This window comes from Arthrobacter sp. ok362, assembly GCF_900102785.1.
Classification (GTDB): Bacteria; Actinomycetota; Actinomycetes; order Actinomycetales; family Micrococcaceae; genus Arthrobacter.
Genome location: NZ_FNGC01000013.1, coordinates 40,044 through 53,918 on the forward strand (window position 1 = coordinate 40,044; position 13,875 = coordinate 53,918).

Consider the following 13,875-nt stretch of genomic DNA (forward strand, 5'->3'; position numbering starts at 1 on the left):
GGTGCCTGAGGGGCCGGTGCTGAGGGGCCGGTGTTTGGGGGCCGGTGCGGTACCGGTCCTAGCCCGCTGACGGTTTGGCGGACAGCGCCGGCAGCACATGGTCCGTCAACAGCGGGGCGAGGTCGCCGGGCAGCTCGGCGGCCAGGTCCAGCCAGCGGATCTCCGCGATTTCCGCCGACGGCCGGGCGTTCCACACCCCCGGAGCCGTGAAGACGGTGGCCTCGATCTGGGTGGCCGCCTCGTTGGCGGCGTCCGCCAGCCAGCAGCCCAGCAGACCCAGCCGGTCCGGGGCCAGCACGATCCCGACTTCTTCCTGGAGCTCACGCGCCGCTGCCTGGGCCGCCGTTTCGCCGGGCTCGGGTTTGCCGCCGGGATGCATGAACTTGTCCGTGCCCCGTTTGCGGACGGTCAGGAGGCGTCCGGAGCGATCGAAGACGCAGACGGCGGAGACGACAATGCGCGGGTTCACTCCGCGCGCCTTGCGTCCGGCGATGCACCGGACGATGCGTCCGGTGCCGGGCCTGGTCCTGCTTCCAGCCGGTGCAGGACGGACTCCAGCAGCTGGTCCTTGGCGGGCCCGGTGACGTCCCAGCGGTAGCCGCATTCGTCCGCCCCCAGGAACCTGTACGTCACGCGGTATGTGTCAGGGTCGCACCAGTGCACGTCCTGGTTGGCCGGCCCGGCAAAGCCCATGCGATGGAAAGGGCGGCCGTCCGGGAAGTACACGTCCAGGACGTCGGGCGTGTCCGCCGGCTGCAACAGATATTCCCGGCTCGCCGGCCCGGTGAACGGCGTCCCGCCCAGGGATGCCCAGCGCACGGTGCCTTCTTCACGCCACAACAGGCCGCCGTCGTCGTGGGCAGTGAAGTGTACGACGCCGGTAAACGTTCCGCTGGTCCCGGTGCTGCGGTCCAGCAGTGTGCGGTCGACGGACCACGCGCCGCGCAGGTAGGCGCGGAGGTCAAAGTCCGGACCCGTGTCCGGGGTTTCGTCCGGGGCAGGAATGTTCAAGTGCCCTCGATTGGAATCGAACCAACGACACCGGCTTTAGGAGAGCCGTGCTCTATCCACTGAGCTACGAGGGCGGGTATCCGCGGTGGGCGGCCAGGGGCCGGTCCGGTCGGACACGGATATAAGCATACAAGGTGAGCGCGCGTACTACGCTCTTGGCATGACTGCAGGAACCACCGAACTTTCCGCCGGCGCCCTCTATTACCCTGATGTGGCCGCGACCCGGTTTTATGTCGGGGCCCTCGCGAAGCTGAGCGTGCTGCAGTATTTCGTGGCGGAGGCGGCTGTGATCGGCGCCTGGGCGGGAACGGAACCATACAGCCGCCGCACGGGCTACATCAGCGATCTCGGCGCCTTGGCGTGCGGGGATTTCGACGGGCGGGACGTCTGCTCGCCGGCGCATCTGCTGATGAACGCGTCCTTTGTCGTCCAAGGCCTCGGCATGGTGATCGGTGCGCTCCTGCTCGGCTCGGCGCTTCTGTGCTGTGCCGCGCGGCCCGGCGGGCCCCTCAGGCACGGCCGGGCGCCGGGCCGTGTGACTGGCCGGGCGCGCTGGGGCGCGGGGGTGGTGGCAGCGGTCGCCGCCCGGCTGCTGACCGGCACCGCCGGGGCAGGAACGATCATCGTGGGGCTGGTACCCGAAGACTCGGGGTCGGCCTGGCACGTGGTCGGCGCCCTGATGTATTTCGCCGCCGGTGCCCTGGCGCTCCTGGTCATCGGCTGGCTTTGGCTGCGGCAGACGCCGCTCGGGTGGTTCATCCTGGCCTGCGGTGCCGTGTCCCTGGCGGCGCTCATCGCGGGCGGCCTGACGGCCATGCACGTGCCGGAACCAGGCACCCTGGAGCGGCTCATGGGCTACCCCATAACGCTTGGCATCGCCGCGGCCGGCCTCGTCATCGCCCAGCGGGTCCAGCGCGAACGCACAGTGCGCAAGCTCGCCCGGGCCCAGACCCGCTGAGATGGGCGGCCTGAGGCAGGCCCGCTGAAGCAATTTCGGGGTGTCTGATGACCGGCAACCGCCTGACCTTGCATTATCATGAGGGCACTCACCGGAACATTCCGGTGCGGGCGTGCGGGATTTGCCGTCGGCGCGCGCCAGTATGCCGACTTTGCAGTCTTATGGGGACGAATGCCAGATCAGCTTGTCTTGCCGCGCTTGGACGCGGAAAGCGTGACTACCGAACAAAAGGTTGCGGTCCGGCGCCGCCAAGAGTTCGCGGACAATCCGAATGCAGGTTTCAGGTTTCAGCTTGAGACGGTTTCTTATCTGGTCGTCGTAACATTTCTGACGGTTGCGTCCCTAATGTTTATTTTGGCCCGGCAAGGAGGCCTTCACCGTTTCCGCGACCATTACAGCCACCGCGGAGTCCGCGACTCCGCGGTGAATGTTGTCCGCGGGATGGTTAACTGGCTGTATGTCAGTCCCCGGCCCAAGACAGTGAAGGAGAGCCCCGTGATTGCCAGGACAGCCGAGGAAGTCGACCGGGAAACTCTTCTCCATCACGGCGACCGGCTGCGGAACTGTGACCTCCGGGGTTCCACGGACCGCCGCCGTCGGATTGCGGTCCGATGACGCTCGACGCCCTCGCCGGGCCGGACGAGCGGCTGCCGGATGAGCAGCTGTCGGACAAGAGGCTGCCGGGCGGGCGCCTTGCGGAAGGTCACCTGTCGGACAAAGCAACCGGCGCCGTTCTGGGGGCGGCGGTCGCACCAGCCCGGCCGATCGACGGGGCCTTCGCGGATGGCATTGCCGGCCGTGCCATCGGCGTGCGGATGATCGACGGGGGAATCATCGAGGTCCTGCTGGCCGCCAACCAGGAGATCGACGGTCCGGAGGCGCGCATCGCCGGTGACACGGTCCGTTCACTCGCTGCGGGACGGCGGATGCCGGTGCTCCTGGTGATCTCCGGCGTCGTCGGTGTCAGCATTGAGGCGCGGCAGGTCTTCAGCGGTTCCATCGCGGCGACAGCGTTCGCCCTGGTGGGCGAGAGCCCGGTGGATCGGGTCATTGCCCACTACCTCCTGCGCTCCAGAAGCGAGACAATCCCCGCGCAGTTCTTCACCTCAGAATCCGCGGCCGTCGAATGGCTAAGGCAGTACATCCGTGAGGAATGAGGCGCCGGACCCCAGGCTGCACGCCCTCGTGGAGGGCATTGTGCGGATCGCCGGAGGCGATCTGAGCACCAGGATCCCGCATTCCGGAGCCCGCGACGACGTCGCCGCCGTCATTGCCGGCATCAACCTGATGGCCGATGACCTGCAGACCATCTACCAGGAGCTTGAGGAGCGGGTCGAAAGCCGCACGGCCATGCTGCGCGCGGCGCAGGTGGAACTCGAACGCATGGCGCTCACCGACCCCCTGACCCAACTCGCCAACCGGACGGCACTGAACTCGGTCCTGAGCCATGCCCTGGCGGAGTCCTCGCGCGGCGAGACGCCGCCGGCGCTCCTGATTCTCGATCTCGATTCCTTCAAGGGCATTAACGACACACTGGGCCACAGCGCCGGCGACGACGTCCTGCGGGTCATCGCACGCCGGCTCCAGGACGCCGTCCGCGACACGGATACCGTGGCCCGCCTTGGCGGCGACGAATTCGCCGTCATGCTGCCGAAGTCCAACCTGGTCCGGGCACGCAGGGTGGCGAACAGGATCCTCACGGCGCTCAGCGAGAGCCTTGACGTCGGGGACCTGAAAATCACGTGCGGAACGAGCATCGGGCTGCGAATCGCGGAACCCGGCCAGTCCGTGGATGACCTGGTCATGGAGGCCGACACGGCCATGTACGCGGCCAAGGCGCAGCCGCACAGCAGCATCAAAGTGTTCGAACCCGCTCTGCTGTACGCCCGCCGGCTGCAGAGCGTCATGATTACGGAAATGCGTGAAGCCATCACGCAGGACCAGCTGACCCTGCACTACCAGCCGGTGGTGGACCTCGCCTCGGGCCGGATCGAGGGCGTCGAGGCGCTGGTCCGGTGGAACCACCCGGAGCGTGGTCTTCTCATGCCGGACCAGTTCATTCCCCTGGCCGAGGAAACCGGCATGATCGTGGACCTGGGCCACTGGGTACTGCGCAATGCAGTGCGTCAATTGCGCAAATGGCAGCAGGAACTGCAGGTGGACAGCACGTTCAACGTCCGCGTCAACATTTCCACCACCGAACTTCAAAATCTCGACCTGATCGAACACGTGCGCGACATCCTCAGCGAAACCGGTGTGGATGCATCAAACCTGATCGTGGAACTGACGGAGTCCATGGCCGTCAACGGCGGGGACGTCGACCAGTATTCGCTCAACGGCCTGCGGCGCCTCGGCGTGCAGCTCGAGATCGATGACTTCGGAACCGGATATTCCTCCATCAGCTACCTGCGCAAGCTGCCCGTGAACGTGGTCAAGATCGACCGGAGCCTGATCAGCGGCCTCGGCACCGACGAGGAACAGCGGGACTTCGTGGCTGCGGTGCTGCACCTCATCCACGCCTGCGGTCTCAAAGCGTTGGCCGAGGGCATCGAGACGGCGGAGCAAGCCGAAGTGCTCCGCGAGATGGGCTGCGGCAGCGGCCAGGGCTACTATTTCGGCCGGCCGGCACCGGCGGCCGAGGTTATTGCGTTAATCAACCGCGACGCTTCGGGGGTCTAGCGTCGATTGGCGCCGAGGTGGGGGCTGACCGGACTCGATTCTTAAGCAAAGGTGGCGGGTATCGAAACCAGGTTCCGATACCCGCCACTGCTAAATACCGTCTCCGTTACTTCTTTGTGGAGTTCGGCCACCACTCCATAGCCGATACCGAGCCCTGACCCGAGTTGTCACCGGCTGCCGAGATGGCAGCAGAAGCGGAAAGGCCCGCTCCGGCAAGAGCACCGGCGACAAGGAGAGTTGCGAGGGTTTTCTTCATGAGGACTCCTGATACGTATGAGGCTAATGGGACTCGTGTGATGCGAGTTCAGTATAGGGACAATCGATACGCCATGGAGTAACAATGAGTCGGGCGACCACAAATCTTGTGTTATGCACGCGCGCCTGCGCGGCTCCTGCGGCAATCTTGCTTTTGGCGTACTTGCGCGTTTGGCCATTTCCACCGCTGCGGCAACGGATAATTGAGGTATGCAACAAAAATCTCTTCCACCCGCATACTTCATTGCGGAGCTTCAGGCCCGGCAGTATCGGGAAGAGCACGACTTCCGTGCGGCGGCCCGCAGTGCAGGGGAAGCCGCCGTGATTGCTCTGGCCGACGAGGATCGCCCTGCGGAATGGGACATGAGGTTTTTCCAAGTGGAGAACCTATTGGACGCCGGAGAGTACGACGAGTCCGCCAGCCTTGCTGCTGTTTTGGTCGGGGGTACTTCGGCATCCCTTTCCCCGCAGCTCCGGGCGAAAGCGCACATTCTTTTGTCGCAGGCCAAGCACCGGGCGGGGCTTCTGGAAGAGGCCGCTGAATCGGCACGCACGGCCGCGGACCTCACTGCGGACGACGCGGATCTCGAAATTAACGTGAAGGCTCGGCATGCCTTGATTGCTGCGCTGGCCGACTCCGGCCTACTCGAGGAAGCCTGGGCTGAGAGTCAGGTCCTCGCCAGCATCATTTCTGACGAAGTAGACGAACAATTGGCCGGCAAGGCGTACTGGGTCATAGGAAACGTTGCGTTCTTGTGCAACATGGTGGACGAGGGTTTGCGCTACCACGAACTTGCCGCCGCGACATTCTCGCCAGCCCGCAACCTGGACGTCTGGGCAAAGTTCAACAAGGCGTCTGCCGCCATGCGACTGGCTGCAGACATCGCCGACGCGGACACGCTGCGTTGCATCGAGCGCGCAGAACTGGCCACAGACGTCATCGGTGGAAGCCCGAATGACTTCCACCTACTGAAATTGAATCGGGCTCACTGGACCTACCTGGCCGGCGACGTCGAATCGGCCATCAGCGTCTTGAAGGATATCTGCGGGCTGGAAGAGGGGCTCTCACCCCAGCGGACAGGTGAGGCCTGCCTGCTCCTCGGCAGGGCGTACATAACCAACGGAAACCACGAGGCGGCGCAGGAATATCTGTTGCGCGCTTCCGAACATTTCGAAGCCGCCGGGGCGTACCAGCGTGCGGAGCAGGCGCGCGAGTACTTCGCGACCGGTGCCCAGCCGGAGTGAGCATGCCCTCCGCTACCCCCAAGGCCTGGACATAACGGGACTCTGCCCGGCGATCTGTCCCGGGCTGGGCATGTCCCTCCGTGGCCACTCGTCACCGGGGGACATGTTCTGTGCAGGGATCGTGGAATGGGCATAGGCCCCATGGGTCCGTTATTCGAGGCCAGGATTGGACATGTTCCGGGGGCAAGACCGTGTGTCAGGGACATGTCCAGCCGCAGGGATTAGGGCTGGACAGGTCTCGTGTCAGAAACCGCGTGCGAGGGACACGTCCCGCCGCGGGATCTAAGGCTGGACATGCCCCGTGGCAGGTGAAGCAGCGGCGGCCTTGCGTCCGAGGAGCACGGCCACGGCGCCAGCCACGAGGCTCAGCGCCAGAAGTGCCCAGCCAGCCACGGTGAGTATTGACGCCAGTGCGACCTGACCGCCGTCGAGGGTGCCGGCGGACATCATGGCATCGATCGCCATGTTGCCCCACAGCCTGACCGCCGCAAAGAGCAGCGGCAGCGCCCACAGCGCCCAGCGCAGGGATTTGCGTGCCACGTTGGTTCCGATCAGCAGCAGCCAGGTGAAGCCAAAGATCAGCGGGAAGAGCATGCCGGCCGTCTTGTGGACGTAGCTCAGCTGGCCCAGGGCGTCGGCGTCCATAGCCGCGCGCAACTGCTCCACGTACCCCTGACCGAAACCGCCCACCAACGAATCCGGCATTGCCTGGCCGCCCGACAATTGCGTGAGCTGGTTGAGGGTGAGGAGGTGCAGATACCAGAACAGGAACAGGCTGGCCACGACCCCGGCGATCACAATTAGATTGCTGTTGCTCTGTGCCTTCTGCGGTGTCCGGCTGGTGCTCGGATTGATCACCGGGGGAAGATGGTGCTGGGGGACCGCCGCGTTAGCGCCGTGCTTTTTGATCCGCTGCGCGGGTGTCTTGGCCATGGCTCTATTATCGCCCGTCCGGCACGGCCGCCCTGCACAACCTCCCTCACGCGCGTCCGGCACGGCCGTTCGCGCCGGCTGTTCACTGCCAACTGGCGCCGATAGTCTGGAATGCGTGACCGAACTAGGAAAACACCGGCTTGGCCGGCACAGCACCGCAGATCTCGACCCGTCGCTGGACGACTACCAACTGGCCGAGGCCCTGGTCCGTGAGGCCGGCACACTCGCGCTGTTGATGCGGCAGGCGGGGCTTGAGGGCAGGCAGAAGACCTCGGTCTCGGACGTGGTCACGGCCGCCGACCACGCCGCCGAGTCCTATGTGCTGGAACAGCTTCGACGCTGCCGGCCCGATGACTCCGTTCTGGGCGAAGAGGGCGCCTCCGTGGCGGGCAGCAGCGGCCGGACCTGGGTCATTGATCCCGTCGACGGGACTTTCAACTTCCTGCATGGATCCACGTACTGGTGCTCGGCCATTGCTCTGAAGGATTCCTCCGGTGCAGGGCTCGGCGCCATCTTCCAGCCGGAGGAGGACAAACTCTGGCTGGGCGGGACGTCCCGGGCGGCAACGCTCAACGGCGAAAAAATGGTCACATTCCTCCCCGCCGCGGCCGGAGGCACGGGGCGCTCTGACACACCGGTGTCTGAACTCGGCGCGGCAACGTACATCCACCCGACGTGGCTTGCCGATCCAATGTGTGCCATGCCCTGGCACGCAGCAGCGACGTCCGCAGCCGCCCTTCGCATGTTCGGGTCCGGCTCCTGCGACCTCGGCCGGGTGGCGGACGGGGAGCTCGGCTGCTGGTTCCAGCACAGTTGCCCTGAGTGGGACTGGCTACCCGGGAAGGCCATCGTCGAGGCGGCCGGCGGCGCGACCGACGTCGTGCGCGTCAACGGACTCAACTGGTTCATCGCGGGAGGCACGACGGCGGTGCGGCAGCTGCGGGCCGCGCTCACCTCAGGCGCGGTGGGCTAGGCTTCCCGCGAGCGAATGGGACCTCGCTGGAGGACATGCTCATTCTTCGCGGTGAGGACTGGGCATAGGGGGATTGTGTCCAGTGGTTGCTGGCTCCGGGGGACATGCTCATGCCACAGTGCCTGGTCCATGGGACATGCTGATTCTTCGAACTCAGGGCCGGGCATAGGGGGATATGCCGAGTGGTTTGAGGCTTCGCGGGACATGCTCTTTCCACCGTGCCGGGCGCGGGGGACATGCTTATTCCACAGTGCCTGGTCCCTGGGACATGCTCATTCTTCGCGGTGAGGATTGGGCATAGGGGGATTATGCCGAGTGGTTGCTGGCTCCGGGGGACATGCTCATTCTTCGCGGTGAGGATTGGGCATAGGGGGATTATGCCGAGTGGTTGCTGGCTCCGGGGGACATGCTCATTCTTCGCGGTGAGGATTGGGCATAGGGGGATTATGCCGAGTGGTTGCTGGCTCCGGGGGACATGCTCATTCCACAGTGCCCGGTCCGTGGGCATGCTCGTTTTCTTCGCGCTGAGGACCGGGCATTAAAGGATTATGTCCAGTGGTTGCTGGCTCCGTGGGACATGCTCATTCGTCACGCCAACGGGTCCGTGGGACATGCTCATTCTTCGCTGCCATGGCTGGGCATAAGGGGATCATGTCCACTGGGCGCGGGCAGGGGAGGGCATGTCCCGAGGGGAGGACGCGGCCGTCAGTGGCACCGCCTAGACTTAGATACACCATGGATATGTTGTTTGACCCTTACGCCGACGGACCCTTCCAAGCTGCCTCCACAGCGGCGGCTCGCACGAAGGCGCGGGCCGGGACCGGCCTGGCTGGGCTCGGGTCAGGGGCGGGATTCGGCCCGGACAGCAACGGCCCGGCCGCCAACGGCCCGGCCGGCAACGGCCCGGACAGCAACCGCCAGGACGGCGGCGGCTGGGACCGTCCGCCGCTTCCGAACGCCAGCGAACTCCTGGAGGGGCTGAACCCCGAGCAGGAAGAAGCGGTCAAGCACGCCGGCAGCGCCCTGCTGATTGTTGCCGGTGCGGGCTCGGGCAAGACGCGCGTGCTCAGCAACCGCATCGCCTACCTGATCGCGACCCGGCGGGCGCACCACGGCGAGATCCTGGCCATCACCTTCACCAACAAGGCCGCGGCCGAAATGCGCGAGCGGATCGAACTGCTGGTCGGCGGCCGGGCCAAGACCATGTGGATCTCCACCTTCCACTCCTCCTGCGTCCGGATCCTGCGCCGCGAGGCCAAGAATGTCGGGCTGAACTCCAACTTCTCGATCTACGACTCCGCGGACTCGCTTCGCCTGATCACCCTGGTCGCCAAGAACCTGGACCTTGACCCCAAGCGCTTCGCGCCCAAGGCCATCCAGCACAAGATTTCCGCGCTCAAAAACGAGTTGATCGACGCAGACAGCTACTCCTCCAGCGCCAACTACAACGATCCCTTCGAGCAGGCCGTCGCTGAGGTCTTCAAGGGCTACACCCAGCGGCTGCGCCAGGCCAACGCGATGGACTTCGATGACCTGATCGCCGAGACCGTTTACATGTTCCGGGCCTTCCCGGCGCTCGCCGACTCCTACCGGCGCCGCTTCCGGCACGTCCTCGTGGACGAATACCAGGACACCAACCACGCCCAGTACGCCCTGGTGCGCGAGATCGTCGGCGAGGGCCCCGAGGCCGCCGAACTGACCGTCGTCGGCGATTCAGACCAGTCCATCTACGCCTTCCGCGGCGCGGACATCCGCAACATCGTGGAGTTCGAGAAGGACTACCCGGACGCCCGCACCATCAAGCTCGAGCAGAACTACCGCTCCACCCAGACCATCCTCAGCGCCGCGAACTCGGTGATCTCCCGCAACCCTAACCGGCCGGAGAAGCGGCTCTGGACGGCCGAGGGCGACGGCGAAAAGATCGTCGGCTATGTCGGCGAGAACGAACACGACGAGGCGCAGTTCATCGCGAAGGAAATCGACCGGCTCCAGGACGAGGGCAACCTGCGCCCCGGCGACGTCGCCATTTTCTACCGCACCAACGCCCAGTCCCGCTCGATCGAGGACGTCCTGGTCCGTGTGGGCCTGCCCTACAAGGTGGTCGGCGGCACCCGCTTCTACGAGCGCAAGGAGATCAAGGACGCCCTCGCTTACCTGCGGGTTCTGGTCAACCCGGACGACGACGTCAACCTCCGCCGCATCCTCAACGAACCCAAGCGCGGGATCGGCGACCGTGCCGAGGGTGCCGTCGCCGCCCTCGCCGAGCGTGAGCGCACGTCCTTCATGGCCGCCGCGAGGCGTGCCGATGAGGCCCCCGGCATGGCGACCCGTTCGGTCAACGCTGTGCTGGGCTTCGTGAAACTCCTCGACGACCTCGCAGAGGTGGCCTCCGGGTCCGGTGCGGCCGCGGCACTGGAGGCCGTGCTCGAACAAACCGGCTACCTCGCCGGGCTGCGCTCCAGCACCGACCCGCAGGACGAATCGCGGGTGGAGAACCTCGCCGAACTGGTCGCCGTCGTCCGGGAATACGAACGCGACAACCCCGAAGGCTCGCTCGGCGCCTTCCTGGAGCAGGTCTCCCTCGTGGCCGACGCGGACCAGATCCCGGACGCCCCTGGCGGTGACGCCGAAGACCTGGCGGCCGCCGTCGCCGAAGCCAAGCGGCTCGGCGTCGTGACCCTGATGACCCTGCACACCGCCAAGGGCCTGGAATTCCCGGTCGTGTTCCTCACCGGCATGGAGCACGGGCTGTTCCCGCACCAGCGCTCCGCCACCGATCCCAAGGAACTGGCCGAGGAACGCCGGCTGGCCTATGTGGGCCTGACCCGGGCCCGGAAGCGGCTGTACCTTACCCGCTCCGAGGTGCGCAGCATGTGGGGCCAGAGCCAGTACAACCCCGCGAGCCAGTTCATCGAGGAGATCCCGGCCGAGCTCGTCGAATGGAAGCGGGAAGGCGCCAGCCGCCAGAGCGGAGGCTGGGGAAGCGGTGCCGCGATCGGCTCCAGCCGGTACGGCGGATCGTTCTGGGGTGCCGGGACCGCCCGCGGCGCCGGTGCCAGCCCGTCCGCGGGCTTCAACGCCGATGTACCGGCCGCGGTGGCCAAAAACAGGGTCCAGCCCCAGAAGGAAGTCGTCGCCGTCAGCGTGGGGGACAAGGTGAACCACACCAGCTTCGGCAACGGCACCGTCCTGGCGGTGGAGGGCGCCGGGGACAAGACGGTGGCCAAGGTGAAGTTCGACGTCGGCGAGAAGCGGCTGCTGCTGCGCTACGCGCCGCTTACCAAGCTGGACGCATAGCTGAACGCATAGCGGGAGCCCGGAGACTGGTCCGCGCCGGGCCACCACGTTGCCGGCGGAACGGGCTCCATCCCTCTAGGTTACGAACGCGCATTTGCCCCGGCCGCGCCGGCCCTCGGCGCGCCGTCGGACACGCCAAAAAGCCCGTAATCTAGCGGTTTTTCTACGCTTCATAGAATAGTGTCCTTACTCACATAACCGGTAGTCTGGAACGGGCTGGTCCGATCCAAGGACTAGAGTTCCCAGAGGAGCATTGCGCCGTGTGGCTCGTTTCCAAGCTTGTCGCAGGGTGCGTTTATTCCGCAGCCCGGTAACCGCGAGAACGTGGGGTCCGGCTGTACAGAAACTACTTCGACGTAGAAGGACACTAAACCGTGGACCTGTTTGAATATCAGGCGCGCGATATGTTCGAGGCGCACGGTGTACCCGTGCTTGCTGGCATCGTGGCGCACACCCCTGAAGAAGCAAAGGCAGCTGCCGAGAAAATCGGCGGCGTAACTGTCGTAAAGGCGCAGGTCAAGGCCGGAGGCCGCGGCAAGGCCGGCGGCGTCAAGGTCGCGAAGACCGCTGACGAAGCGTTTGAACACTCCACCAACATCCTCGGTATGGACATCAAGGGCCACACCGTCCACCGCGTGATGGTCGCCCAGGGTGCAGACATCGCCGAGGAATACTACTTCTCCGTTCTTCTGGATCGGGCCAACCGCAACTACCTGGCCATGTGCTCGGTTGAAGGCGGCATGGAAATCGAGCAGCTCGCCGTTGAGCGCCCCGAAGCCCTGGCCAAGATCGCGATCGACCCGGCCGTGGGCATCGACCAGGCCAAGGCCGACGAAATCGTCGCCGCTGCAGGCTTCGCCGAGGAACTGCGTGGCAAGGTCGCCAGCGTAATCCTGAAGCTCTGGGACGTTTTCAAGAAGGAAGACGCCACCCTCGTGGAGGTCAACCCGCTGGTCCTGACCGGCGCCGGTGACATCGTTGCCCTCGACGGCAAGGTCTCCCTTGACGAGAACGCCGACTTCCGCCACCCCAAGCACGCCAACCTTGAAGACAAGGACGCTGCTGACCCCCTCGAGGCCAAGGCCAAGGCGCAGGACCTCAACTACGTCAAGCTGGACGGCGAAGTCGGCATCATCGGTAACGGTGCCGGTCTGGTCATGTCCACCCTCGACGTCGTTGCTTACGCCGGCGAGAACCACGGCAACGTCAAGCCCGCCAACTTCCTGGACATCGGCGGTGGAGCTTCCGCCGAGGTTATGGCAGCAGGCCTCGACGTCATCCTGGGCGACGAGCAGGTCAAGTCCGTCTTCGTTAACGTCTTCGGCGGCATCACCGCCTGCGACGCCGTCGCCAAGGGCATCGTCGGTGCACTGGCCGAGCTGGGCCACTCCGCGAACAAGCCGCTGGTAGTCCGCCTCGACGGCAACAACGTCGAGGAAGGCCGCCGCATCCTGGCCGAGGCCAACCACCCGCTGGTTACTCTGGCCGCCACCATGGACGAGGGCGCCGACAAGGCTGCCGAGCTCGCCAACGCAGCGAAGTAGAGGGACTCGACTATGTCTATTTATCTGAACAAGGACTCCAAGGTCATCGTCCAGGGCATCACCGGCGGCGAAGGCACCAAGCACACCGCCCTGATGCTCAAGGCCGGCACCAACGTTGTTGGCGGCGTCAACGCCCGCAAGGCCGGCACCACCGTCCTGCACGGCGACAGCGAGATCACCGTCTTCGGCACCGTCAAGGAAGCCATGGCGGAGACCGGCGCTGACGTTTCCATCGTCTTCGTACCGCCGGCATTCACCAAGGACGCCGTCGTTGAAGCCATCGAGGCCGGCATCGGCCTGGTCGTCGTCATCACCGAAGGCGTGCCGGTCCAGGACTCCGCCGAGTTCTGGGCGCTGGCCCAGTCCAAGGTGGACGCCAACGGCAAGCAGGTCACCCGCATCATCGGACCGAACTGCCCCGGCATCATCACCCCGGGCGAGGCCCTCGTCGGCATCACCCCGGCCAACATCACCGGCAAGGGCCCCATCGGCCTCGTCTCCAAGTCAGGCACCCTGACCTACCAGATGATGTACGAACTGCGCGACCTCGGCTTCTCCACCGCCATCGGCATCGGCGGCGACCCGGTCATCGGCACCACGCACATCGATGCCCTCGAAGCATTCGAAGCTGACCCGGAAACCAAGGCGATCGTCATGATCGGCGAAATCGGTGGCGACGCCGAAGAGCGTGCCGCCGATTACATCAAGGCACACGTCACGAAGCCGGTTGTTGGCTACGTTGCCGGCTTCACCGCTCCGGAAGGCAAGACGATGGGCCACGCAGGCGCCATCGTCTCGGGTTCCGCGGGCACTGCCCAGGCCAAGAAGGAAGCCCTCGAGGCTGCCGGCGTCAAGGTCGGCAAGACTCCGTCCGAGACCGCCAAGCTCCTGCGCGAGGTCTTCGCGACCCTCTAGGTCCGAAGCATCACAGCAAAACAGCACCACAGCAACGCGGGGTCACTTGCGCACATACCACTCGG

The 13,875-nt window shown here is 65.4% G+C and carries 12 protein-coding genes and 1 tRNA gene; 8 read left to right on the plus strand and 5 right to left on the minus strand.

What is annotated here, in order from left to right; translation table 11 throughout:
* Nucleotides 1–58: 58 nt before the first annotated feature.
* The 3 genes from BLQ10_RS16740 to BLQ10_RS16750 form a co-directional block, all read right to left on the minus strand.
* Nucleotides 59–469, minus strand: coding sequence for an NUDIX hydrolase (locus BLQ10_RS16740; RefSeq protein WP_091564003.1), 411 nt, complete (start codon nucleotides 467–469; stop codon nucleotides 59–61).
* The gene (locus BLQ10_RS16745; RefSeq protein WP_091564004.1) at nucleotides 466–1,011 is read right to left on the minus strand and encodes a DUF6314 family protein; all 546 of its coding nucleotides are present in this window, start codon (nucleotides 1,009–1,011) and stop codon (nucleotides 466–468) included. The genes BLQ10_RS16740 and BLQ10_RS16745 overlap by 4 nt, the downstream gene beginning before the upstream one ends.
* A 1-nt stretch (nucleotide 1,012) precedes the next feature.
* Nucleotides 1,013–1,085: transfer RNA gene (locus BLQ10_RS16750), tRNA-Arg, on the minus strand.
* An 86-nt stretch (nucleotides 1,086–1,171) separates the two neighbouring features.
* Here BLQ10_RS16750 and BLQ10_RS16755 point away from each other — a divergent pair.
* The 3 genes from BLQ10_RS16755 to BLQ10_RS16770 all read left to right on the plus strand — a co-directional run bounded on the left by BLQ10_RS16755 (nucleotide 1,172) and on the right by BLQ10_RS16770 (nucleotide 4,648).
* A complete protein-coding gene (locus tag BLQ10_RS16755; RefSeq protein WP_091564006.1) occupies nucleotides 1,172–1,969 on the plus strand; it encodes a DUF998 domain-containing protein in 798 nt (265 codons plus the stop codon).
* A gap of 611 nt (nucleotides 1,970–2,580) precedes the next feature.
* The gene (locus tag BLQ10_RS16765; protein WP_091564008.1) at nucleotides 2,581–3,126 is read left to right on the plus strand and encodes a DUF7793 family protein; all 546 of its coding nucleotides are present in this window, start codon (nucleotides 2,581–2,583) and stop codon (nucleotides 3,124–3,126) included.
* Entirely contained in the window at nucleotides 3,116–4,648 is a 1,533-nt protein-coding gene (locus BLQ10_RS16770; RefSeq protein WP_091564010.1) for a putative bifunctional diguanylate cyclase/phosphodiesterase, read from the plus strand. The genes BLQ10_RS16765 and BLQ10_RS16770 overlap by 11 nt, the downstream gene beginning before the upstream one ends.
* 106 nt (nucleotides 4,649–4,754) lie before the next feature.
* Here the strand turns inward: BLQ10_RS16770 and BLQ10_RS22455 are convergent, their stop codons facing one another.
* Nucleotides 4,755–4,904 (minus strand): hypothetical protein, encoded by a 150-nt coding sequence (locus BLQ10_RS22455; RefSeq protein WP_175558663.1) that lies wholly within the window; start codon nucleotides 4,902–4,904, stop codon nucleotides 4,755–4,757.
* A gap of 209 nt (nucleotides 4,905–5,113) precedes the next feature.
* Between BLQ10_RS22455 and BLQ10_RS16775 the strand changes: the two genes are divergently transcribed.
* The gene (locus BLQ10_RS16775; RefSeq protein WP_091564011.1) at nucleotides 5,114–6,148 is read left to right on the plus strand and encodes a hypothetical protein; all 1,035 of its coding nucleotides are present in this window, start codon (nucleotides 5,114–5,116) and stop codon (nucleotides 6,146–6,148) included.
* Nucleotides 6,149–6,430: 282 nt separating this feature from the next.
* Here the strand turns inward: BLQ10_RS16775 and BLQ10_RS16780 are convergent, their stop codons facing one another.
* A complete protein-coding gene (locus tag BLQ10_RS16780) occupies nucleotides 6,431–7,081 on the minus strand; it encodes a hypothetical protein (protein WP_091564013.1) in 651 nt (216 codons plus the stop codon).
* A gap of 115 nt (nucleotides 7,082–7,196) precedes the next feature.
* Between BLQ10_RS16780 and BLQ10_RS16785 the strand changes: the two genes are divergently transcribed.
* From BLQ10_RS16785 to sucD, 4 genes are all read left to right on the plus strand, one after another.
* A complete protein-coding gene (locus BLQ10_RS16785) occupies nucleotides 7,197–8,054 on the plus strand; it encodes an inositol monophosphatase family protein (RefSeq protein WP_091564014.1) in 858 nt (285 codons plus the stop codon).
* Nucleotides 8,055–8,789: 735 nt separating this feature from the next.
* Nucleotides 8,790–11,351 carry a DNA helicase PcrA gene (gene pcrA / locus BLQ10_RS16790; protein ID WP_091564016.1) on the plus strand — a complete coding sequence of 854 codons (2,562 nt, stop codon included), beginning with the start codon at nucleotides 8,790–8,792 and terminating at the stop codon, nucleotides 11,349–11,351.
* Nucleotides 11,352–11,725: 374 nt separating this feature from the next.
* Nucleotides 11,726–12,895 carry an ADP-forming succinate--CoA ligase subunit beta gene (gene sucC / locus BLQ10_RS16795; RefSeq protein ID WP_091564018.1) on the plus strand — a complete coding sequence of 390 codons (1,170 nt, stop codon included), beginning with the start codon at nucleotides 11,726–11,728 and terminating at the stop codon, nucleotides 12,893–12,895.
* 12 nt (nucleotides 12,896–12,907) lie between these two features.
* On the plus strand, nucleotides 12,908–13,810 hold the full coding sequence (gene sucD / locus BLQ10_RS16800; protein WP_091564019.1) for a succinate--CoA ligase subunit alpha: 903 nt from the start codon (nucleotides 12,908–12,910) through the stop codon (nucleotides 13,808–13,810).
* Nucleotides 13,811–13,875: the final 65 nt, after the last annotated feature.

Bases quoted from the DNA above. Each gene is read 5' to 3' on its own strand.
- BLQ10_RS16755 (WP_091564006.1), top strand. From the start codon at position 1,172: ATGACTGCAGGAACCACCGAACTTTCCGCCGGCGCCCTCTATTACCCT.
- BLQ10_RS16765 (WP_091564008.1), top strand. From the start codon at position 2,581: ATGACGCTCGACGCCCTCGCCGGGCCGGACGAGCGGCTGCCGGATGAG.
- BLQ10_RS22455 (WP_175558663.1), bottom strand. From the start codon at position 4,904: ATGAAGAAAACCCTCGCAACTCTCCTTGTCGCCGGTGCTCTTGCCGGA.
- BLQ10_RS16775 (WP_091564011.1), top strand. From the start codon at position 5,114: ATGCAACAAAAATCTCTTCCACCCGCATACTTCATTGCGGAGCTTCAG.
- BLQ10_RS16780 (WP_091564013.1), bottom strand. From the start codon at position 7,081: ATGGCCAAGACACCCGCGCAGCGGATCAAAAAGCACGGCGCTAACGCG.
- pcrA (WP_091564016.1), top strand. From the start codon at position 8,790: ATGGATATGTTGTTTGACCCTTACGCCGACGGACCCTTCCAAGCTGCC.
- sucD (WP_091564019.1), top strand. From the start codon at position 12,908: ATGTCTATTTATCTGAACAAGGACTCCAAGGTCATCGTCCAGGGCATC.